The sequence below is a fragment of the Petrimonas mucosa genome (assembly GCF_900095795.1).
Taxonomy (GTDB): domain Bacteria; phylum Bacteroidota; class Bacteroidia; order Bacteroidales; family Dysgonomonadaceae; genus Petrimonas; species Petrimonas mucosa.
In genome coordinates this window covers 3,295,099-3,309,530 of record NZ_LT608328.1, presented here as the reverse complement: position 1 = coordinate 3,309,530, position 14,432 = coordinate 3,295,099, and the positions used below count along the sequence as shown (strand labels likewise).

Sequence of the window (14,432 nt, the reverse complement as noted above, 5' to 3'; positions counted from 1 at the left end):
ATCAAACAAAGATACTGAAGATGAGAAGATCGTTCATGCTACTGCTGCTGTTCCTCTCTACCCTCACGCTTTTCGCGGATGAGGGGATGTGGATGCTGCACCTGTTGAAGCAACAGAAATATCCCGAGATGAAGAGACTGGGATTGGAACTGAAAGATTACGACATTTACAATCCCGACGGGGCATCGATAAAGGATGCGGTTGTCCAGTTCGGCAGCGGATGTACGGGCGAGGTGATCTCCTCCCGGGGGCTGGTGCTGACCAACCACCATTGCGGTTACGGAACGATCCAGAGCCACAGTACGCTGGAGCACAATTACCTGGAGGATGGTTTCTGGGCCAGGTCGCAGGCCGAGGAGCTGCCCAATCCGGGACTGACGGTCACCTTTATCGACAAGGTGGTGGATGTGACCGACTATGTGAAGCGGTGTCTCGATCGGGACAGGTCGCTCGATAAAGACGGGGTGCTCTACCTTTCGCCCGCTTACCTGAAAAGGATTGCGGTGGAGAGGGTGGGGAGTGCCTTCCTGGAGGAGAATGCCGGAACCGATGTGGAGATCAAACCCTTCTTTGAGGGGAACCAATATTTCATGTTTATCAAGAAGATCTATGCCGACGTCCGTCTGGTGGGTGCGCCCCCCAGTTCGATCGGAAAGTTCGGTGCCGATACCGACAACTGGATGTGGCCGCGCCATACGGGCGACTTTACCCTATTCCGCATCTATGCAGACAAGGAGGGGAATCCCGCGCCATATTCACCGGATAATGTCCCGCTGAAACCGAAACGTTGGCTTACCGTTTCGACACAAGGTGTGAAGGCGAACGATTTTGTAATGATCCTCGGTTTTCCCGGGTCGACCCAGAAGTTCTCCACATCGTGGGAGGTTGCCGAGCGGCGCGATATCGACAATAAGGTGCGTATCAATATGCGGCAGGTTCGCCAGGAGACCCTTCTGAAAGAGATGTTGGCCGATCCGCAGGTGAAGATCCAGTACGCATCGAAATACTCCGGATCGACCAACGCCTATAAGAGTGCGATCGGCTCGAACTGGGCGATCGACAAGCACAATTTTGTGGAGGTGAAAAAGGTGCAGCAGGAGAGGCTTGCCGAGTGGGCAAGGAGAAAGAATAGGCTACACTATCTTTCGGCGCTCGACACTATCCGCCATATTGTGGAGATGCGAAGCGATCTTCGTTACAGGGAGCGGATGCTGAACGAAGGTATTGTCCGGGCTATTGAGTTTGCGTCGGTGCCGGTGGCGAATGCCGACTCGCTGATCGTTGCGCTGCAGAAAAAGGATGAGGCGAATGCCGGGAAGTTTGCCGGATTGCTGGCCCGTGACTATCGGAACTTTGCCAATAAAAACTACAGCGCGGCGGTGGACAGGAGGGTGGCCAAGGCGATGATTGCGGAATATGTGCGGTTGATTCCACGTGAGAAGCAACCTTCGGTCTTTTCTGTTCTGCACGATAAGTTTGGCGGCGATGTGGACAGGTTTGTGGATTCGATCTTCGAGAATTCAATTTTTGGAAGTGAAGCCAACCTGGAGGGGTTTCTTGCCGCACCTTCGGCCGAGGCGCTCGTTAGCGACCCGATGTTTAACTTTGCCAGGTCGGTCAGGGCCGAGGAGGCCGCGCTGATTGCCCGGCAGGGAGCATTTAACCGTGCCTGCCAGCTTGCCCGTCGCACATACCTGGAGGGGATACTCGAGATGGACGGCGCAACTGCCTATGCGCCCGATGCCAACCTTACCTTGAGGCTGGCCTATGGACAGGTGAAGGGATACTCTCCCCGCGATGCCGTCTACTATCTGCCGCAAACGACGATAGAGGGAGTCATGGAGAAGGAGGATCCACTCAACTGGGAGTTTGTTGTGCCGGAAAAACTGAAACAGTTGTATAATGACAGGGATTATGGGCGTTATGCTTTACCCGACGGCAACCTGCCGGTGGCCTTTCTCGCCTCCACCCATACCACCGGAGGCAACTCGGGCAGTCCGGTCATGAATGCCAGGGGTGAGCTGGTCGGCATCAATTTCGACCGGAACTGGGAGGGTGTAGGTGGCGATATCCAGTACCTGCCCGATTACCAGCGAAGCATTATCGTGGATATCCGTTACGTCCTCTTCATTATCGACAAGTATGCGGGGGCCACGCATCTGATCGAGGAGATGGATATCCGGTAAAAAAATATGCCCGATTGGGTATAAATCGGTGAAAATGATCATATATTTGTATGGGGTTAATCCCATAAAAATATGGTGATCATGAAAACGATACATCTCTGTACTCTATTTGTTTGCGTGATTGCATTACTGGCCGGATGTGGAACAGCGCAAAGAGGATTGAAAAGTGAAACGGCAAAGCGTCTGTTTGGGTTGTGGGAGGTGAAGGCCATCCACAACAGCAACGAGGGAGGGTACAAGAAGGTGCCTCACGGAATGTTCAAGTTGATTGTCGATGACGGCAGGTTTGTAAATTTCATGACAACAGATGAGGGAGCTATGATCACTGTTGACGGGAAATACAGGCTGGTTGGAGATTCCCTTTACATCGAAGAGATTGACCATTCTTTCAACAGATCGCAGATTGGGAAAGACAATCCATTGATTCTAAGGCTGTCTGGCCCCAGGTTCATGTACCTGAAGTGGTTCCAGGCGGTTGACGAGTTCGGTAATAACCAGAATCAGTGGGTTGAGGAGATTTGGCAACGGTTGGAGCTGGAAGACATGGAGGTGAGCCGTGTAGATCTAGAACAGGAGCTCAGGGCGTTGGTGAAAGATCCCAATGTGGTGAAGAAAGTAATCGATTGACCTCTTATTGACCAATTGAAAAGAGGAGCGTGCAAATCTGTCTGATCGCACGCTCTTTTTGGTTTCTTGTTGTGTTGACGGAATTCAACCCGCTTTTCTGTGGCTAAAGTTTCGCCAGGGCTTCATCGAGTTCCGCCTTGATGTCGTCGATATGTTCCAGCCCGAGCGAGAGCCGCAGCATGTTTGGGTAGACGCCAGATGCAAGCTGAGCCTCCTTCGATAGCTGTTCGTGGGTAGTGGTTGCCGGATGAATGATCAGTGTCCGGGTGTCGCCCACATTGGCTACGTGGCTGATCAGTGAAAGGTTGTCGATAACCTTGGCGGTCTGTTTTTCGTTGCCCTTGATAAAGAATGAGAGTACTCCGCCAAAACCATTATTCTTCAGGTACTTCTTGGCCAATGAATGGTATTTGCTGCTCTCGAGACCTGGATAGTTTACTCTCTCCACTTTCGGGTGTCTCTCGAGCCAGCGGGCCATCTCCAACGCATTGGCGTTGATCCGCTCTGCCCGGATCGAGAGGGTTTCCAATCCCTGGAGCATCATGAAGGAGTTGAACGGGCTGATTGCCGGGCCGAAGTCGCGAAGCCCCTCAACACGGCAACGTATGGCGAATGCGATGTTGCCGAAAGGGGAGTGCTCGCCGAATACTTCCCAGAAGTTCAGTCCGTGATACCCTTCTGACGGTTCGCTGATGGCAGGATATTTGCCGTTGTTCCAGTTGAAGTTGCCTCCGTCGATGATTATACCGCCCATGGAGGTGCCGTGCCCGCCGATCCATTTGGTTGCGGAGTGGAGCACGATGTTAACGCCCCATTCGATGGGATTGAAGAGGTAGCCACCCTGCGCGAAGGTGTTGTCCATTATCACCGGAAGATCTTTTTTGCGGGCCAGTTCAACGATCTTTTCCACATCGGGGATGTTGTATTCGGGGTTGCCGATCATCTCGAGATAGATCGCCTTCGTCCGGTTGTCGATCAGGCTTTCAATGCTTTCCGGATCATCGCCGTTGGCGAAGCGGAATTCAACTCCCAGCCGGGCAAAAGCCACCTTGAAAAGATTATAGGTGCCCCCATAGAGGTAAGAGGTACTGACTATGTTGTCGCCGGCTCCAGCCAGGCTGTTGATGGCAATGAATTCTGCAGATTGCCCCGAGGCTGTGGCAACTGCTGCGGTTCCTTTCTCCAGCGCCGCCATCCGTTTCTCGAAAACATCTGTCGTGGGGTTTTGCAAACGGGTATAGATATTCCCGAACTCCCTCAAGCCAAATAGATTGGCCCCATGCTCGGCATTCTTGAATACGTAGGCAGTTGTCTGATGGATGGGTGTAACCCGCGACCCTTCTATCTGGTCGGGGTGCTGTCCTGCATGGATCTGCAAGGTTTCAAAATGTAATTTCCTCATAGTCTGATATTGTTGTTGAAATTTCTTTAATTGTCAAAGAGGCGGCTGCGCGCAATCATGCATGCGCCTACCACTCCGGCTTTGTTTTTCAGTTTCGAGAGGAGAATCTGAGTATCTTTATTGACCAAACCCAGGGAGTGCTTCCTGACGGCACTCCGTATCGGAAGCATGATGAATGCGTCGGTCTCGGCTACCTGACCTCCAATAACCACCAATTCTGGATTGAAGATATTGATGAGCCCGGCAACGTACTTGCCCAGTTTGAGTCCCACCTCTTCCACTATCTCTATGCAGAGCGGGTCTTCGAGGTTAGTGGCCCTAACGATATCGGTGAGGGTGAGTTTGTTCAGATCCTTTACCTGTTGGGTGATGATGGAGCTTTCACCTTTTCTTATCCGTTCAAGCACCTTGCGGTGAATGGCAAGTCCCGATGCTTCCGTTTCCAGGCAACCCTTCTTGCCGCAATGGCAGATAATTTCATTGTCGAAGGCGGGGAAATGGCCAAACTCTCCAGAGAATCCCGATTTGCCGTAGTAGAGTTTTTTGTCGATGATGATGCCGATGCCCAGCCCCCAGCTTACGTTTACGAAGATGACGTTGTTTTCGCTCTGTACAGACCCTTTCATGAATTCGCCGTAAGCCATCGAACGGGTGTCGTTGTCGACTGTTACCCTGTAGTTCAGCCGGTTGGCCAGGGTGTTGCTGATCGGCTCTTCACTGAAGTAAAAGCTGCTGTAACTGTATCCCGATTCGGGATTTACCCTCCCCGAGATGTTGAGGCAGATATTGTATATCTTCTGTTTCAGTTCGCCCGTTCCGTTGATAAAATCCTGGATATGGGAGCAGAGCCTATCGAACGATTCGGTGGTATTCTCGTACATGTAGGAGATTCCCATCTCATATTTGACGATATCGCCTTTAAAATCCATGAGGGCGATGTTGAGGTGATGCCGTGTCATGTCTACCCCTACAAAATAGACAGATGAAGGATTTAGTCCGTAAACATTGGGGTATCTGCCTCCGGAGGTCTGTATCTTCCCGAAATCAGCGACCAGACCCATTTCTGTAAGTTCGGCGATAAGCTTGGTTACAGTCGGCACACTCAGGTCGAGACCCTTGGAGAGCTCAGCTATCGTGTCGTTCCCGTTGTTAACGAAATGGTTGATAATCTCTTTCTTTATCTGAATATTTTTTGGATTTTTATCGCTACTTAGGAAGAAACTCTTTTCCATCTCATCTCTTGTTTAGTTAAAATCTTGTTGTTCCCCAGTGTGAAGGTTATTAAAAACACAAGCTACTTTTTGATTGATTACTTAATCTGTATAATAAGTAAAGCAAAGATACTAAAAATTAAAAATTTAAGGGTCTTGACTAGACAAAAAAGCAGCATTCTTTTAAAAATTATAATAAAGAGGCGTTATAAATGATATTTCGGGTATATTTTATAACTTTACTGGAGTTTTAATATCATAAAATTGACATACAAATAAACATTTAATTACCAATGAATTATTTTTATCTAGTTCCTGTTGCATCGCTGTTTGCTTTGGGATTTGCCTACTACTTCTTCAAGAAAATGATGAAGGAGAGTGAAGGTACGGAGCAGATGAAGACCATCGCGAAATATGTACGTGAAGGTGCCATGTCTTATCTGAAGCAGCAATACAAGGTTGTTGCTCTCGTCTTTGTAATTTTAGCCGCTTTTTTTTCTGTAATGGCCTATTTTGGGTTGCAGAACAACTGGGTGCCCTTTGCATTCCTGACCGGAGGTTTCTTCTCCGCATTGGCAGGCTTTTTCGGTATGAAGACAGCCACCTATGCGTCGGCACGTACGGCCAATGCCGCCAAGGAGTCGCTTAACAAGGGGTTGCAGGTTGCTTTCCGTTCGGGAGCTGTTATGGGGCTGGTAGTGGTTGGGCTGGCTCTGTTGGATATATCGTTGTGGTATCTGATACTGGACCGGTTTGTAGAGAGCGCGGAACCGGGTCACAAGCTTGTGATGATTACCACTACCATGCTTACTTTCGGTATGGGAGCTTCCACTCAGGCGTTGTTTGCACGTGTCGGGGGTGGAATCTACACCAAGGCGGCAGACGTGGGTGCCGACCTGGTGGGAAAAGTGGAAGCGGGCATTCCGGAGGATGATCCGCGGAACCCGGCTACCATTGCCGACAACGTGGGCGACAATGTGGGTGATGTTGCCGGAATGGGGGCCGACCTCTACGAATCTTATTGCGGCTCTATCCTAGCAACGGCCGCATTGGGAGCCTCGGCCTTTGTGTTGAATCCGGCCATGCAGGCTAAAGCTGTTTTTGCTCCCATGATCATCGCCGCAATCGGTGTCTTTCTTTCGATTCTCGGCATCTTTCTGGTACGTACGAGCGAGAATGCCGACATGAAGAGACTGATGTCGGCACTGAACCGTGGCGTCAACGTAAGTGCCATACTGATTGCGGTACTCACTTTCGTCATATTCTACCTGCTCGGCTTTGAGAATTGGATGGGATTGTCATTCTCCGTAATTTCAGGATTGCTGGCCGGCATCGTTATCGGTCAGGGTACCGAGTACTTCACTTCTCACTCCTACAGGCCGACCCGACGGATTGCCGAGAGCGGGAAGACCGGTCCCGCCACCGTTATTATCTCGGGTATGGGTGCAGGGATGATATCTACCTTTATTCCTGTGGTTACCATTGCGTTGGCCATCCTTTTCTCCTATCTGTGTGCTACCGGGTTCGATGTGCGCCAGATGATGTCGGGCGAGAACCTGAGCATGGGACTTTACGGTATTGGGATTGCGGCTGTGGGGATGCTTTCAACCCTTGGAATAACATTGGCTACCGATGCCTATGGGCCGATTGCCGACAATGCCGGCGGAAATGCCGAGATGTGTGGCCTGGGGAAAGAGGTTCGTAAACGGACCGACGCCCTGGATGCCCTTGGAAATACGACAGCGGCTACCGGTAAAGGTTTTGCCATCGGTTCTGCGGCATTGACAGCACTGGCGTTGTTGGCATCCTACATCGAGGAGATCAAGATCGGCATGTTGAGACTGGGTCAGACGGTACTTGAATTTGCCGACGGCAGGGGAGCGGTTGAGATCGGGAAAGCCGGTTTCGCCGATTTCATGAACTACTATCAGGTGACGCTGATGAACCCGAAGGTTCTGGTTGGCGTCTTTATCGGTTCGATGATGGCATTTCTGTTCTGCGGTCTTACCATGAATGCTGTAGGCCGGGCAGCCCAGAAGATGGTGGAGGAGGTGCGTCGCCAGTTCCGTGAGATTGCAGGCATATTGGATGGTAACGGAAAGCCCGATTACGCCAGATGCGTTGCCATATCTACCAAAGGTGCGCAGCGTGAGATGCTGTTGCCTTCACTGCTGGCTATTATCATTCCGATTGTTACCGGTGTCGTGCTTGGCGTACCTGGTGTTATGGGGCTCTTGGTCGGCGGGTTGGGCTCCGGTTTCGTACTGGCCGTCTTTATGGCCAATTCTGGCGGTGCCTGGGACAATGCCAAGAAATATATCGAAGAGGGCAATTTGGGCGGAAAAGGAAGTGATGTACACAAAGCTACCGTTGTGGGCGATACGGTGGGTGACCCGTTCAAGGATACGTCTGGACCGTCGCTTAACATCCTGATCAAGCTGATGAGTATGGTCTCGATCGTAATGGCCGGCTTGACAGTGGCCTGGAGCCTGCTCTAACCGAGGGGAAAGGGTAAAAAAATTCCGGGAAGATATCCCGGAATTTTTTTTGAGGTCTTCTATTTAGAGATTCGGATTGACCGATTTCCATTGATCTACCGGCGGGATGATTCCCATGGCGATTACCTCGTCGCGCAATTTTGCCAGGTGCTGATAGCTCTCTTTCAAGGCTGCCATTTCGCTTTCAGTTCCCTTGGTCTCCTTGATGACTACACCCTCTGTGGTGATGTCGGTTTCCATCGCCATCATGATGTTCGGGAATTCGGGTGTGTTCACGTAGCAACCCGAAGGCCAGTTGAACGAAGCTCCACCCATGGCTGCACGGATCATTTCAACCGATACATAAGAGGGGCTTTGGAACGACGAGCGGCCACGCAGTTTGATGATATTGGCTCCACCTTTGGTAACCCGCTGTTTCAAGGCATCCCAATCTTCGTTGGTGAGCGCGGGTGTGCCGATAAGGTCGGTTAACGGTTTTCCGTCAACTTTTGCCGTGGAGGCAAATACTGCCATCTGTTCGCCGTGTCCTCCATAGGTGCGGGTGTTGGTAACCTGGCTCTGCTTTACGCCAAAGTGTTTTGCCAGTTCGCTCTGGAGACGGGTGCTGTCGAGGCCGGCCAGCGTGGTTACGCAACCCGGTTTCAACCCTGAGTGGATAAGTGCTACCAGCCCGGTAATGTCGGCAGGATTGAAAATGATGGTGAGGTGTTTCAGATCGGGACAGTATGTCTTGATATCTTTACCCAGTTGTGCTGCAATCTCCGCATTGCCTTTCAACAAATCTTCACGGGTCATGCCCTCTTTACGTGGAGCACCGCCGGATGAAATCATATACTTTGCACCGGTAAATGCTTCACGGATATCGGTAGTGAATGTGAAATCCACACCTTCAAACCCACAGTGACGCATCTCTTCGTAAACACCTTCGAGGCCCAGTGCAAAGGGGTCGTACAGGCAGATGTTCGGGGTTAAACGCATCATTGCCGCAGTTTGCGCCATGTTAGAACCAATCATGCCGGCAGCGCCAACGATGGTCAATTTTTCATTTGTTAAAAAGCTCATAATCAATATATTTAAAAGTTGATACTCTTTCGGGATTCAAAATTACTACTTTATCACGAGATTAAAGAAAAAAATAAATAAATAAACGTTAAACGGATCGGGGCCCATTTCGAAATCCTCAATGAGTAGATAGGATACCTCGATCTCGTTTCAGTCGCGTACCTGAATGGAAAGAGGGTGATTCACAAATGTGGGTCACCCTCTTCAATTATTTATGTAACTGCCTCTTTTGACGAGATGCTGATCTTATCAATGTTTTGCCCACCAAAGCGGAGTCAACACTGCATCGCTTCCGCCAAGCAGTTCGACAGCCTGTCGATATCCATCAGGGTTGCTGTTCTCAAGCGAAGCAGGATATTTCAACCGTTGCGGGAAGAAATTGGGTTGCTGGGTTGTGCTGGCATTGGCTCTTGTCAAGGCCGGCAGGTCTGTCAACGGATTCTCCACAACCATATTTTCAAAGAACGGAAGTCCCAGGCGGCGATAGTCGCTCCATGTCTCGAGCGGCAACCACGGATTTTGAGCAATGAACTTCTGGGTGATCACCTTTGTAAGCTGATCGTTCAGTGCCTTCTGGTAGGATGTCTGGCTTGCCGTGGGGAACTTGTATGCATACTTTGCAGGCTGTTTGGTATAGCCATCGATTATGTCTACCTCGACGGTTGTAGGAGGTTCGGCCGTATGGTCCCAATTAACCGATGTTCCAACACGGTTGTAGTCTGTTGATGCGATATAGGTGTCAAAGTACTCTCCAACGCCATGATATTCCAGACTGGCCTTGATACCATTTTCGTATGCCTGTTTTGCCGCAATTGGAGTACTCCATCCCCTCAGTGATGCTTCTGCCAACAGGAAGTAGGTCTCCCATGCGGCAAAGAAGACACGTTTCTGTGAATGGTTCCTGTATTTCTTCACCAGTATCGGATTGTAGAGGGATGAGATCATCTGGTTCATTGCACTCTTGTCGCCCCAGCTGCCTCCGGGCATCGTGTTCCAGGTGAAGGCCATGTTGAATTTGCCAATCTCCTGGGTCTGCTCCTTGTCGGCAAAGACGGAGACTTCAAGCGATCCCAGGTCGTCTTCGGATGTAAATGCCGCATCGGGGCTGCTGAAATCACCCGGGATGGCATAGAGCTTATAGGCTCTGGGGTCGATGGTATTGTGAAGTCCATCGAAGAAGAAGCCGATTGAAGGATCGTTGGTGTATGTGGAGAACTGGTTCTGGAGTCGGATACCCATATATCCTTCCGGTTTGATATGGGCAGCGTAGGAAGCGTCCAGCATATCTTCCGACTTGACACCACCCAGATTGATCATGAGATTGTTCAGGGTGTTGCTCATCAGTAACGCATTCCATGGTCGGGACATGACACCGGCCAATGGATCCCAGCCGTCGCGTTCCTGAACTGCAAACATGTCGTTTTCAGTTAAAATCAGAGAGCCCTTGGCGGCATCCTCAAACTCTGATTTTGCCTTTTCGGGATCAACCTCAGATAGACGCATGGCAAGGCGCATACGCATCGAGTTGGCATACTTGGTCCATTTCGTAAAGTCGAACTGATATGCACGGTCGAATTTCTTGTCGATATCCTGAACCTGTAGCGAGGGATCAATGTTCTGAGTTGCATCCTTCAGTTCGTCGAGCATGAAGTAATATACATCCTTGACGCTGGCGAACTCGGGGTTTTTCCCTTTGAATGCCTCGATGGGAAGCGGCCCAAAATTGTCGGCAAACTCGCTCATCAGATAAACTCGCCAGATTCTGGCCACCTCTTTGAGGTTTTTGGTCATTTGACGATCGTATTCCACGGCAAAGTTATCTTTCTCAAGCTGTTTATCCGCCAGATCTACTGCTTGCGTTGCAGATTTCATCCAGCCCGAAACGTAGCTGTAGTAGTCAGAACTCCAGTCGTTGTTGTATGTCCCAAGATTGATACCGCTCGAACGGTCCTGTCTTCCGGCACGTCTCCAATATAATACAAAAGCACGTTCTGCGATATGCGGATCTTGTTGCGCATCGGTTATGGCCTTGTTGATTATATATTGCACCTTGATATCATCCTCGTTGGCAGCATTTGGGTCTTTATTTATCTCTTCGAAGTCGGAACAGGCTCCAAAAAACAGGATAACTGCCAGAAATGCCAATAATATATTGTTCTTTTTCATTTTTAATCTTTTGTTAAATTATTAGAAACCGAAAGTAACGTTAAACAGGTAAGTGCGTGAGGTAGGCGGAGCGGTGTTCTCAAATCCTACAGCATTTGTTCCAATAGCGAATACCGATTCGGGATCCACACCGTTCAGGTGACTCTTGAGCATCAATGCGTTATTTACGGAAACCCCCATTCTTAAGCGTGTAAACGGAGTATTCTTCAAAGTAGCGCGGGCAAAGTCGTAATTCAGCTGCACGTTTCGTACACGGATATTGGTCGCATTGTAGATATTTGCTTCCGTGATACCCAGGTTGCCCGTATCGCCTGTAACCCTGTTCCAATACTCCTGCTGTGTCACTTTGATTGTATTTACCTGATATTGATTGTTGGCATCGAGATAAACACCGTCAACGACAAACTCATCGCGTTTTCCACCCGGAGCGGTTATGGCTGCCGTACCGGCACTTTGCAAGTAGAAATTGGTTCCCGAGAAGATTTCACCGCCAATGCGGGAGTCAATCAGGAAGCTGAATGAGAATCCTTTGTACTGCAGCGTGTTTGTTACACCAACCAGCATGTCTGCCTGCTGATCTCCAACTTTCTCCTTTTCGGCAGTACCATTGGGAAGACCATTGCTGTCAACAATCAGTTTACCGTAATAGGGGCTCTCCTTGTCGGTTACACGTCTGAACTTGGAACCGTAGATTTCGCCGTAGTTACCTCCAGCGGTTGCATATACCTGCAGGTTGTCATAACCTCCCAAGGAGTAGAGTTTAACATCGTCGGTCAACTCTACGATGGTATTCTTGTTTGTTGAGATGTTGGCCTGGATGTTCCATGCAAAATCTTTGGTTTCAACAGGGCGTGCATTGATCATCAACTCGATACCCTGATTCTGGATATTTCCGGCATTGATCTTGCGTGAGCTGTATCCGCTCAGCGGGTCCATAGGCAGGTTCAATAACTGACGGAGTGCGTTTGATTTGTACCAGGCAAAGTCAAGAGCTAACCGGTTGTTGAAGAAACGAAGTTCGGTCCCGGCTTCCCAAGAGGAGATCAATTCGCTCTTTACGCTGGGATCATAGAGCGTGTTGTTGGTACCTGCAGTTGCATTGTTTTCAGGGTCTTTCCCAATCGAGTAGGTGTTGTAAAGCTGATAGGGATCGAGGTCGTTACCCACTTGTGCAAACGAAGCACGAACTTTTGCGTATGTAAACCAGTCTGGCATTCCATTGCCTTGGCTGTTGACCATATCGCTGATCACAAGCGATGAGCTGATCGACGGATAGAAGAACGAGCGGTTATCGGGGTGCAGGGTCGATGACCAGTCGTTACGGAAGGTGCCGTCGATGAAGAAATAACCTCCATAGTTCAACTGTACTGTTCCGAAGAGCGAGTTGATTTTCTTCTCGCTGTATTCCCTCTCGGCATTGATATTGTTCTTTGCATTTCCAAATGTGAAAAGATCACGAACCAGAAGTTCATCGGGACCACCGCTAATGCCGGTTTTCTTCCGGTGCATCAGGTTTCCTCCCAATGAACCGCCCAATCCCCAGTTTCCAAAGAGATTGTCCTTCTGGGCTGTAAACAGTGTGGTAAAGTTGTTCTCGAAGAACTTATCCTGGCCAAAGCTATAACGTCCGGTTTCGGTCAGGGGACTGCCACCATACGTCTTGTTGTCGTATTCGGTGAAGTATGTGTCCGTTCCACCTCTGATTTCACCGGACAACCAGTCGGTAAACTGATATTTGAGTGAACCAGACATCAGGAAACGCTCCCTGACATCGTTGCTGAGTCTGTACTTGCTTAACCAGTAGGGGTTAATCTGCGGACTGGTTCTTTGATACCAGACCATTTTGCCGGCATCATCCACCGGATTGCTGAAATCGCGGATATCCAGCGAACGGGGGAAGGCATACATGGTAAAGAAGGGGTTGGATGAGTTTCTTCCTCCAACAGGACGGTTTTGAGCGTTTGTCTTGATGTACTGTACTTTTGCATCGGTACTCCACCTGTCGTCGGCACCAAATTTCGTGGTGGCGCGCGTTGTCAAGTTTGTCCTGCTCAGGTCGGCACCGGGTATCTTGCTCCAATCGTCTGTACGGCCCAGCGAGGTGTATACGGAAACATTGTTGTACTGTTGAGAAAATGCAATGTTGTCTGTAAGGTTGATGCCCGGCTTGTCGAAGTAGGCGTTCAGGTTGTCGTACGCCTTCATATTGGCACTCTGGCCGTTCCATTTTGTATATTCCTGACCGGTAATTTGAGGTCCCCAGCTGCTTGAGGATAATGGGTCGTAAGCTCCATTTGTTCCCTGTCCGTACGTGCTTTGCAGTTCCGGATTCATGAAGATTGTCTCGGCAGAAATTGATGAGGAGACAGTTATGCCCAATCCGTCATTCTTGCGACCGGCTTTTGTGGTAATAAGGATTACCCCGTTACCTGCGCGTGAACCATAGAGGGCAGCAGCAGAAGCACCCTTCAAGACTGACATGCTTTCGATATCCTCGGGGTTGATGTCGGATAATCCATTTCCCATGTCGGCACTTGGATTCCAGTAGTCGTTATTTTTTGCACCGGTGAAGTTGTCCATCGGGACACCGTCGACCACGATCAAGGGCTGATTGAGATTTGTTACCGAATTATTACCTCGGATTACAATTTTCGAAGAACCACCGGGGCCGTTACCGGAACGGATGACCTGCAAACCGGATACTTTTCCGGAAAGTGCATTTGCTACGTTGACTTCACGGGCAGCGATGATCTCATCCCCTTTTACTTCCTGGATGGCATAACCGAGCGCTTTCTTGTCTCTCTTGATACCCAGTGCGGTAACTACCACCTCGTCGAGCATTTCGGTGTCGGCGGCGAGTACTACATCGATGGTTGTGCGGCCATTGACCGGTATGACTTGAGTAACCATTCCCACATAACTGATCTGCAACGATCCGTTGGCAGGAACATTGCTCAGCGTGTATTTTCCTTCAAAATCTGTTACAGTACCGTGAGTGGCGTTGCCCACCACAATGACTGTGGCTCCGATCACTTCGAGTCCCGTGTCGTCAGTCACCGTACCGCTCACGGTCACGGTAGTCTGAGCAGAAATAGAAAAGGCGCATAAACTCAATAAGAGTATAAAAAAGCCCTTCATTGAAAAAAGATTCTTACTTTTCATTCCCTCTAATTTTAAATTGATTTAATAAACTATTTAAAAAATAATTTACATTTGAAACATCCAAACTGCCTTTATGTTCGTTTAACATTACTTAATTGCGTAAAATTTAATATTAAGT

The 14,432-nt window shown here is 49.5% G+C and carries 8 protein-coding genes; 3 read left to right on the top strand and 5 right to left on the bottom strand.

The window, feature by feature from the left end; genetic code table 11:
• Positions 1-20 precede the first annotated feature (20 nt).
• Together ING2E5A_RS13165 and ING2E5A_RS13160 are read left to right on the top strand one after the other, a co-directional pair.
• Entirely contained in the window at positions 21-2,186 is a 2,166-nt protein-coding gene (locus ING2E5A_RS13165; RefSeq protein WP_071137805.1) for a S46 family peptidase, read from the top strand.
• Between the two features lie 81 nt (positions 2,187-2,267).
• Complete coding sequence (locus tag ING2E5A_RS13160; protein ID WP_161942024.1) at positions 2,268-2,813, top strand: DUF4488 domain-containing protein; 546 nt, start codon at positions 2,268-2,270, stop codon at positions 2,811-2,813.
• A gap of 103 nt (positions 2,814-2,916) precedes the next feature.
• Here ING2E5A_RS13160 and ING2E5A_RS13155 read toward each other — a convergent pair whose 3' ends face one another.
• Both ING2E5A_RS13155 and ING2E5A_RS13150 read right to left on the bottom strand, forming a co-directional pair.
• On the bottom strand, positions 2,917-4,215 hold the full coding sequence (locus ING2E5A_RS13155) for an O-acetylhomoserine aminocarboxypropyltransferase/cysteine synthase family protein (RefSeq protein ID WP_071137803.1): 1,299 nt from the start codon (positions 4,213-4,215) through the stop codon (positions 2,917-2,919).
• A gap of 26 nt (positions 4,216-4,241) precedes the next feature.
• Positions 4,242-5,447: an ROK family transcriptional regulator gene (locus tag ING2E5A_RS13150; RefSeq protein ID WP_071137802.1), complete on the bottom strand. Its 1,206-nt coding sequence runs from the start codon at positions 5,445-5,447 to the stop codon at positions 4,242-4,244.
• Positions 5,448-5,719: 272 nt separating this feature from the next.
• Between ING2E5A_RS13150 and ING2E5A_RS13145 the strand changes: the two genes are divergently transcribed.
• A complete protein-coding gene (locus ING2E5A_RS13145; RefSeq protein WP_071137801.1) occupies positions 5,720-7,924 on the top strand; it encodes a sodium-translocating pyrophosphatase in 2,205 nt (734 codons plus the stop codon).
• A 63-nt stretch (positions 7,925-7,987) separates the two neighbouring features.
• On the opposite strand, the gene ING2E5A_RS13140 is transcribed toward ING2E5A_RS13145, so the two are convergent.
• From ING2E5A_RS13140 to ING2E5A_RS13130, 3 genes are all read right to left on the bottom strand, one after another.
• A complete protein-coding gene (locus tag ING2E5A_RS13140) occupies positions 7,988-8,986 on the bottom strand; it encodes a malate dehydrogenase (RefSeq protein WP_071137800.1) in 999 nt (332 codons plus the stop codon).
• 249 nt (positions 8,987-9,235) lie between these two features.
• Positions 9,236-11,152 (bottom strand): SusD/RagB family nutrient-binding outer membrane lipoprotein, encoded by a 1,917-nt coding sequence (locus tag ING2E5A_RS13135; protein ID WP_071137799.1) that lies wholly within the window; start codon positions 11,150-11,152, stop codon positions 9,236-9,238.
• 21 nt (positions 11,153-11,173) lie between these two features.
• A complete protein-coding gene (locus ING2E5A_RS13130) occupies positions 11,174-14,314 on the bottom strand; it encodes a SusC/RagA family TonB-linked outer membrane protein (protein WP_083373347.1) in 3,141 nt (1,046 codons plus the stop codon).
• Positions 14,315-14,432: the final 118 nt, after the last annotated feature.

Bases quoted from the DNA above. Each gene is read 5' to 3' on its own strand.
- ING2E5A_RS13160 (WP_161942024.1), top strand. From the start codon at position 2,268: ATGAAAACGATACATCTCTGTACTCTATTTGTTTGCGTGATTGCATTA.
- ING2E5A_RS13150 (WP_071137802.1), bottom strand. From the start codon at position 5,447: ATGGAAAAGAGTTTCTTCCTAAGTAGCGATAAAAATCCAAAAAATATT.
- ING2E5A_RS13135 (WP_071137799.1), bottom strand. From the start codon at position 11,152: ATGAAAAAGAACAATATATTATTGGCATTTCTGGCAGTTATCCTGTTT.
- ING2E5A_RS13155 (WP_071137803.1), bottom strand. From the start codon at position 4,215: ATGAGGAAATTACATTTTGAAACCTTGCAGATCCATGCAGGACAGCAC.
- ING2E5A_RS13130 (WP_083373347.1), bottom strand. From the start codon at position 14,314: ATGAAAAGTAAGAATCTTTTTTCAATGAAGGGCTTTTTTATACTCTTA.
- ING2E5A_RS13165 (WP_071137805.1), top strand. From the start codon at position 21: ATGAGAAGATCGTTCATGCTACTGCTGCTGTTCCTCTCTACCCTCACG.
- ING2E5A_RS13140 (WP_071137800.1), bottom strand. From the start codon at position 8,986: ATGAGCTTTTTAACAAATGAAAAATTGACCATCGTTGGCGCTGCCGGC.
- ING2E5A_RS13145 (WP_071137801.1), top strand. From the start codon at position 5,720: ATGAATTATTTTTATCTAGTTCCTGTTGCATCGCTGTTTGCTTTGGGA.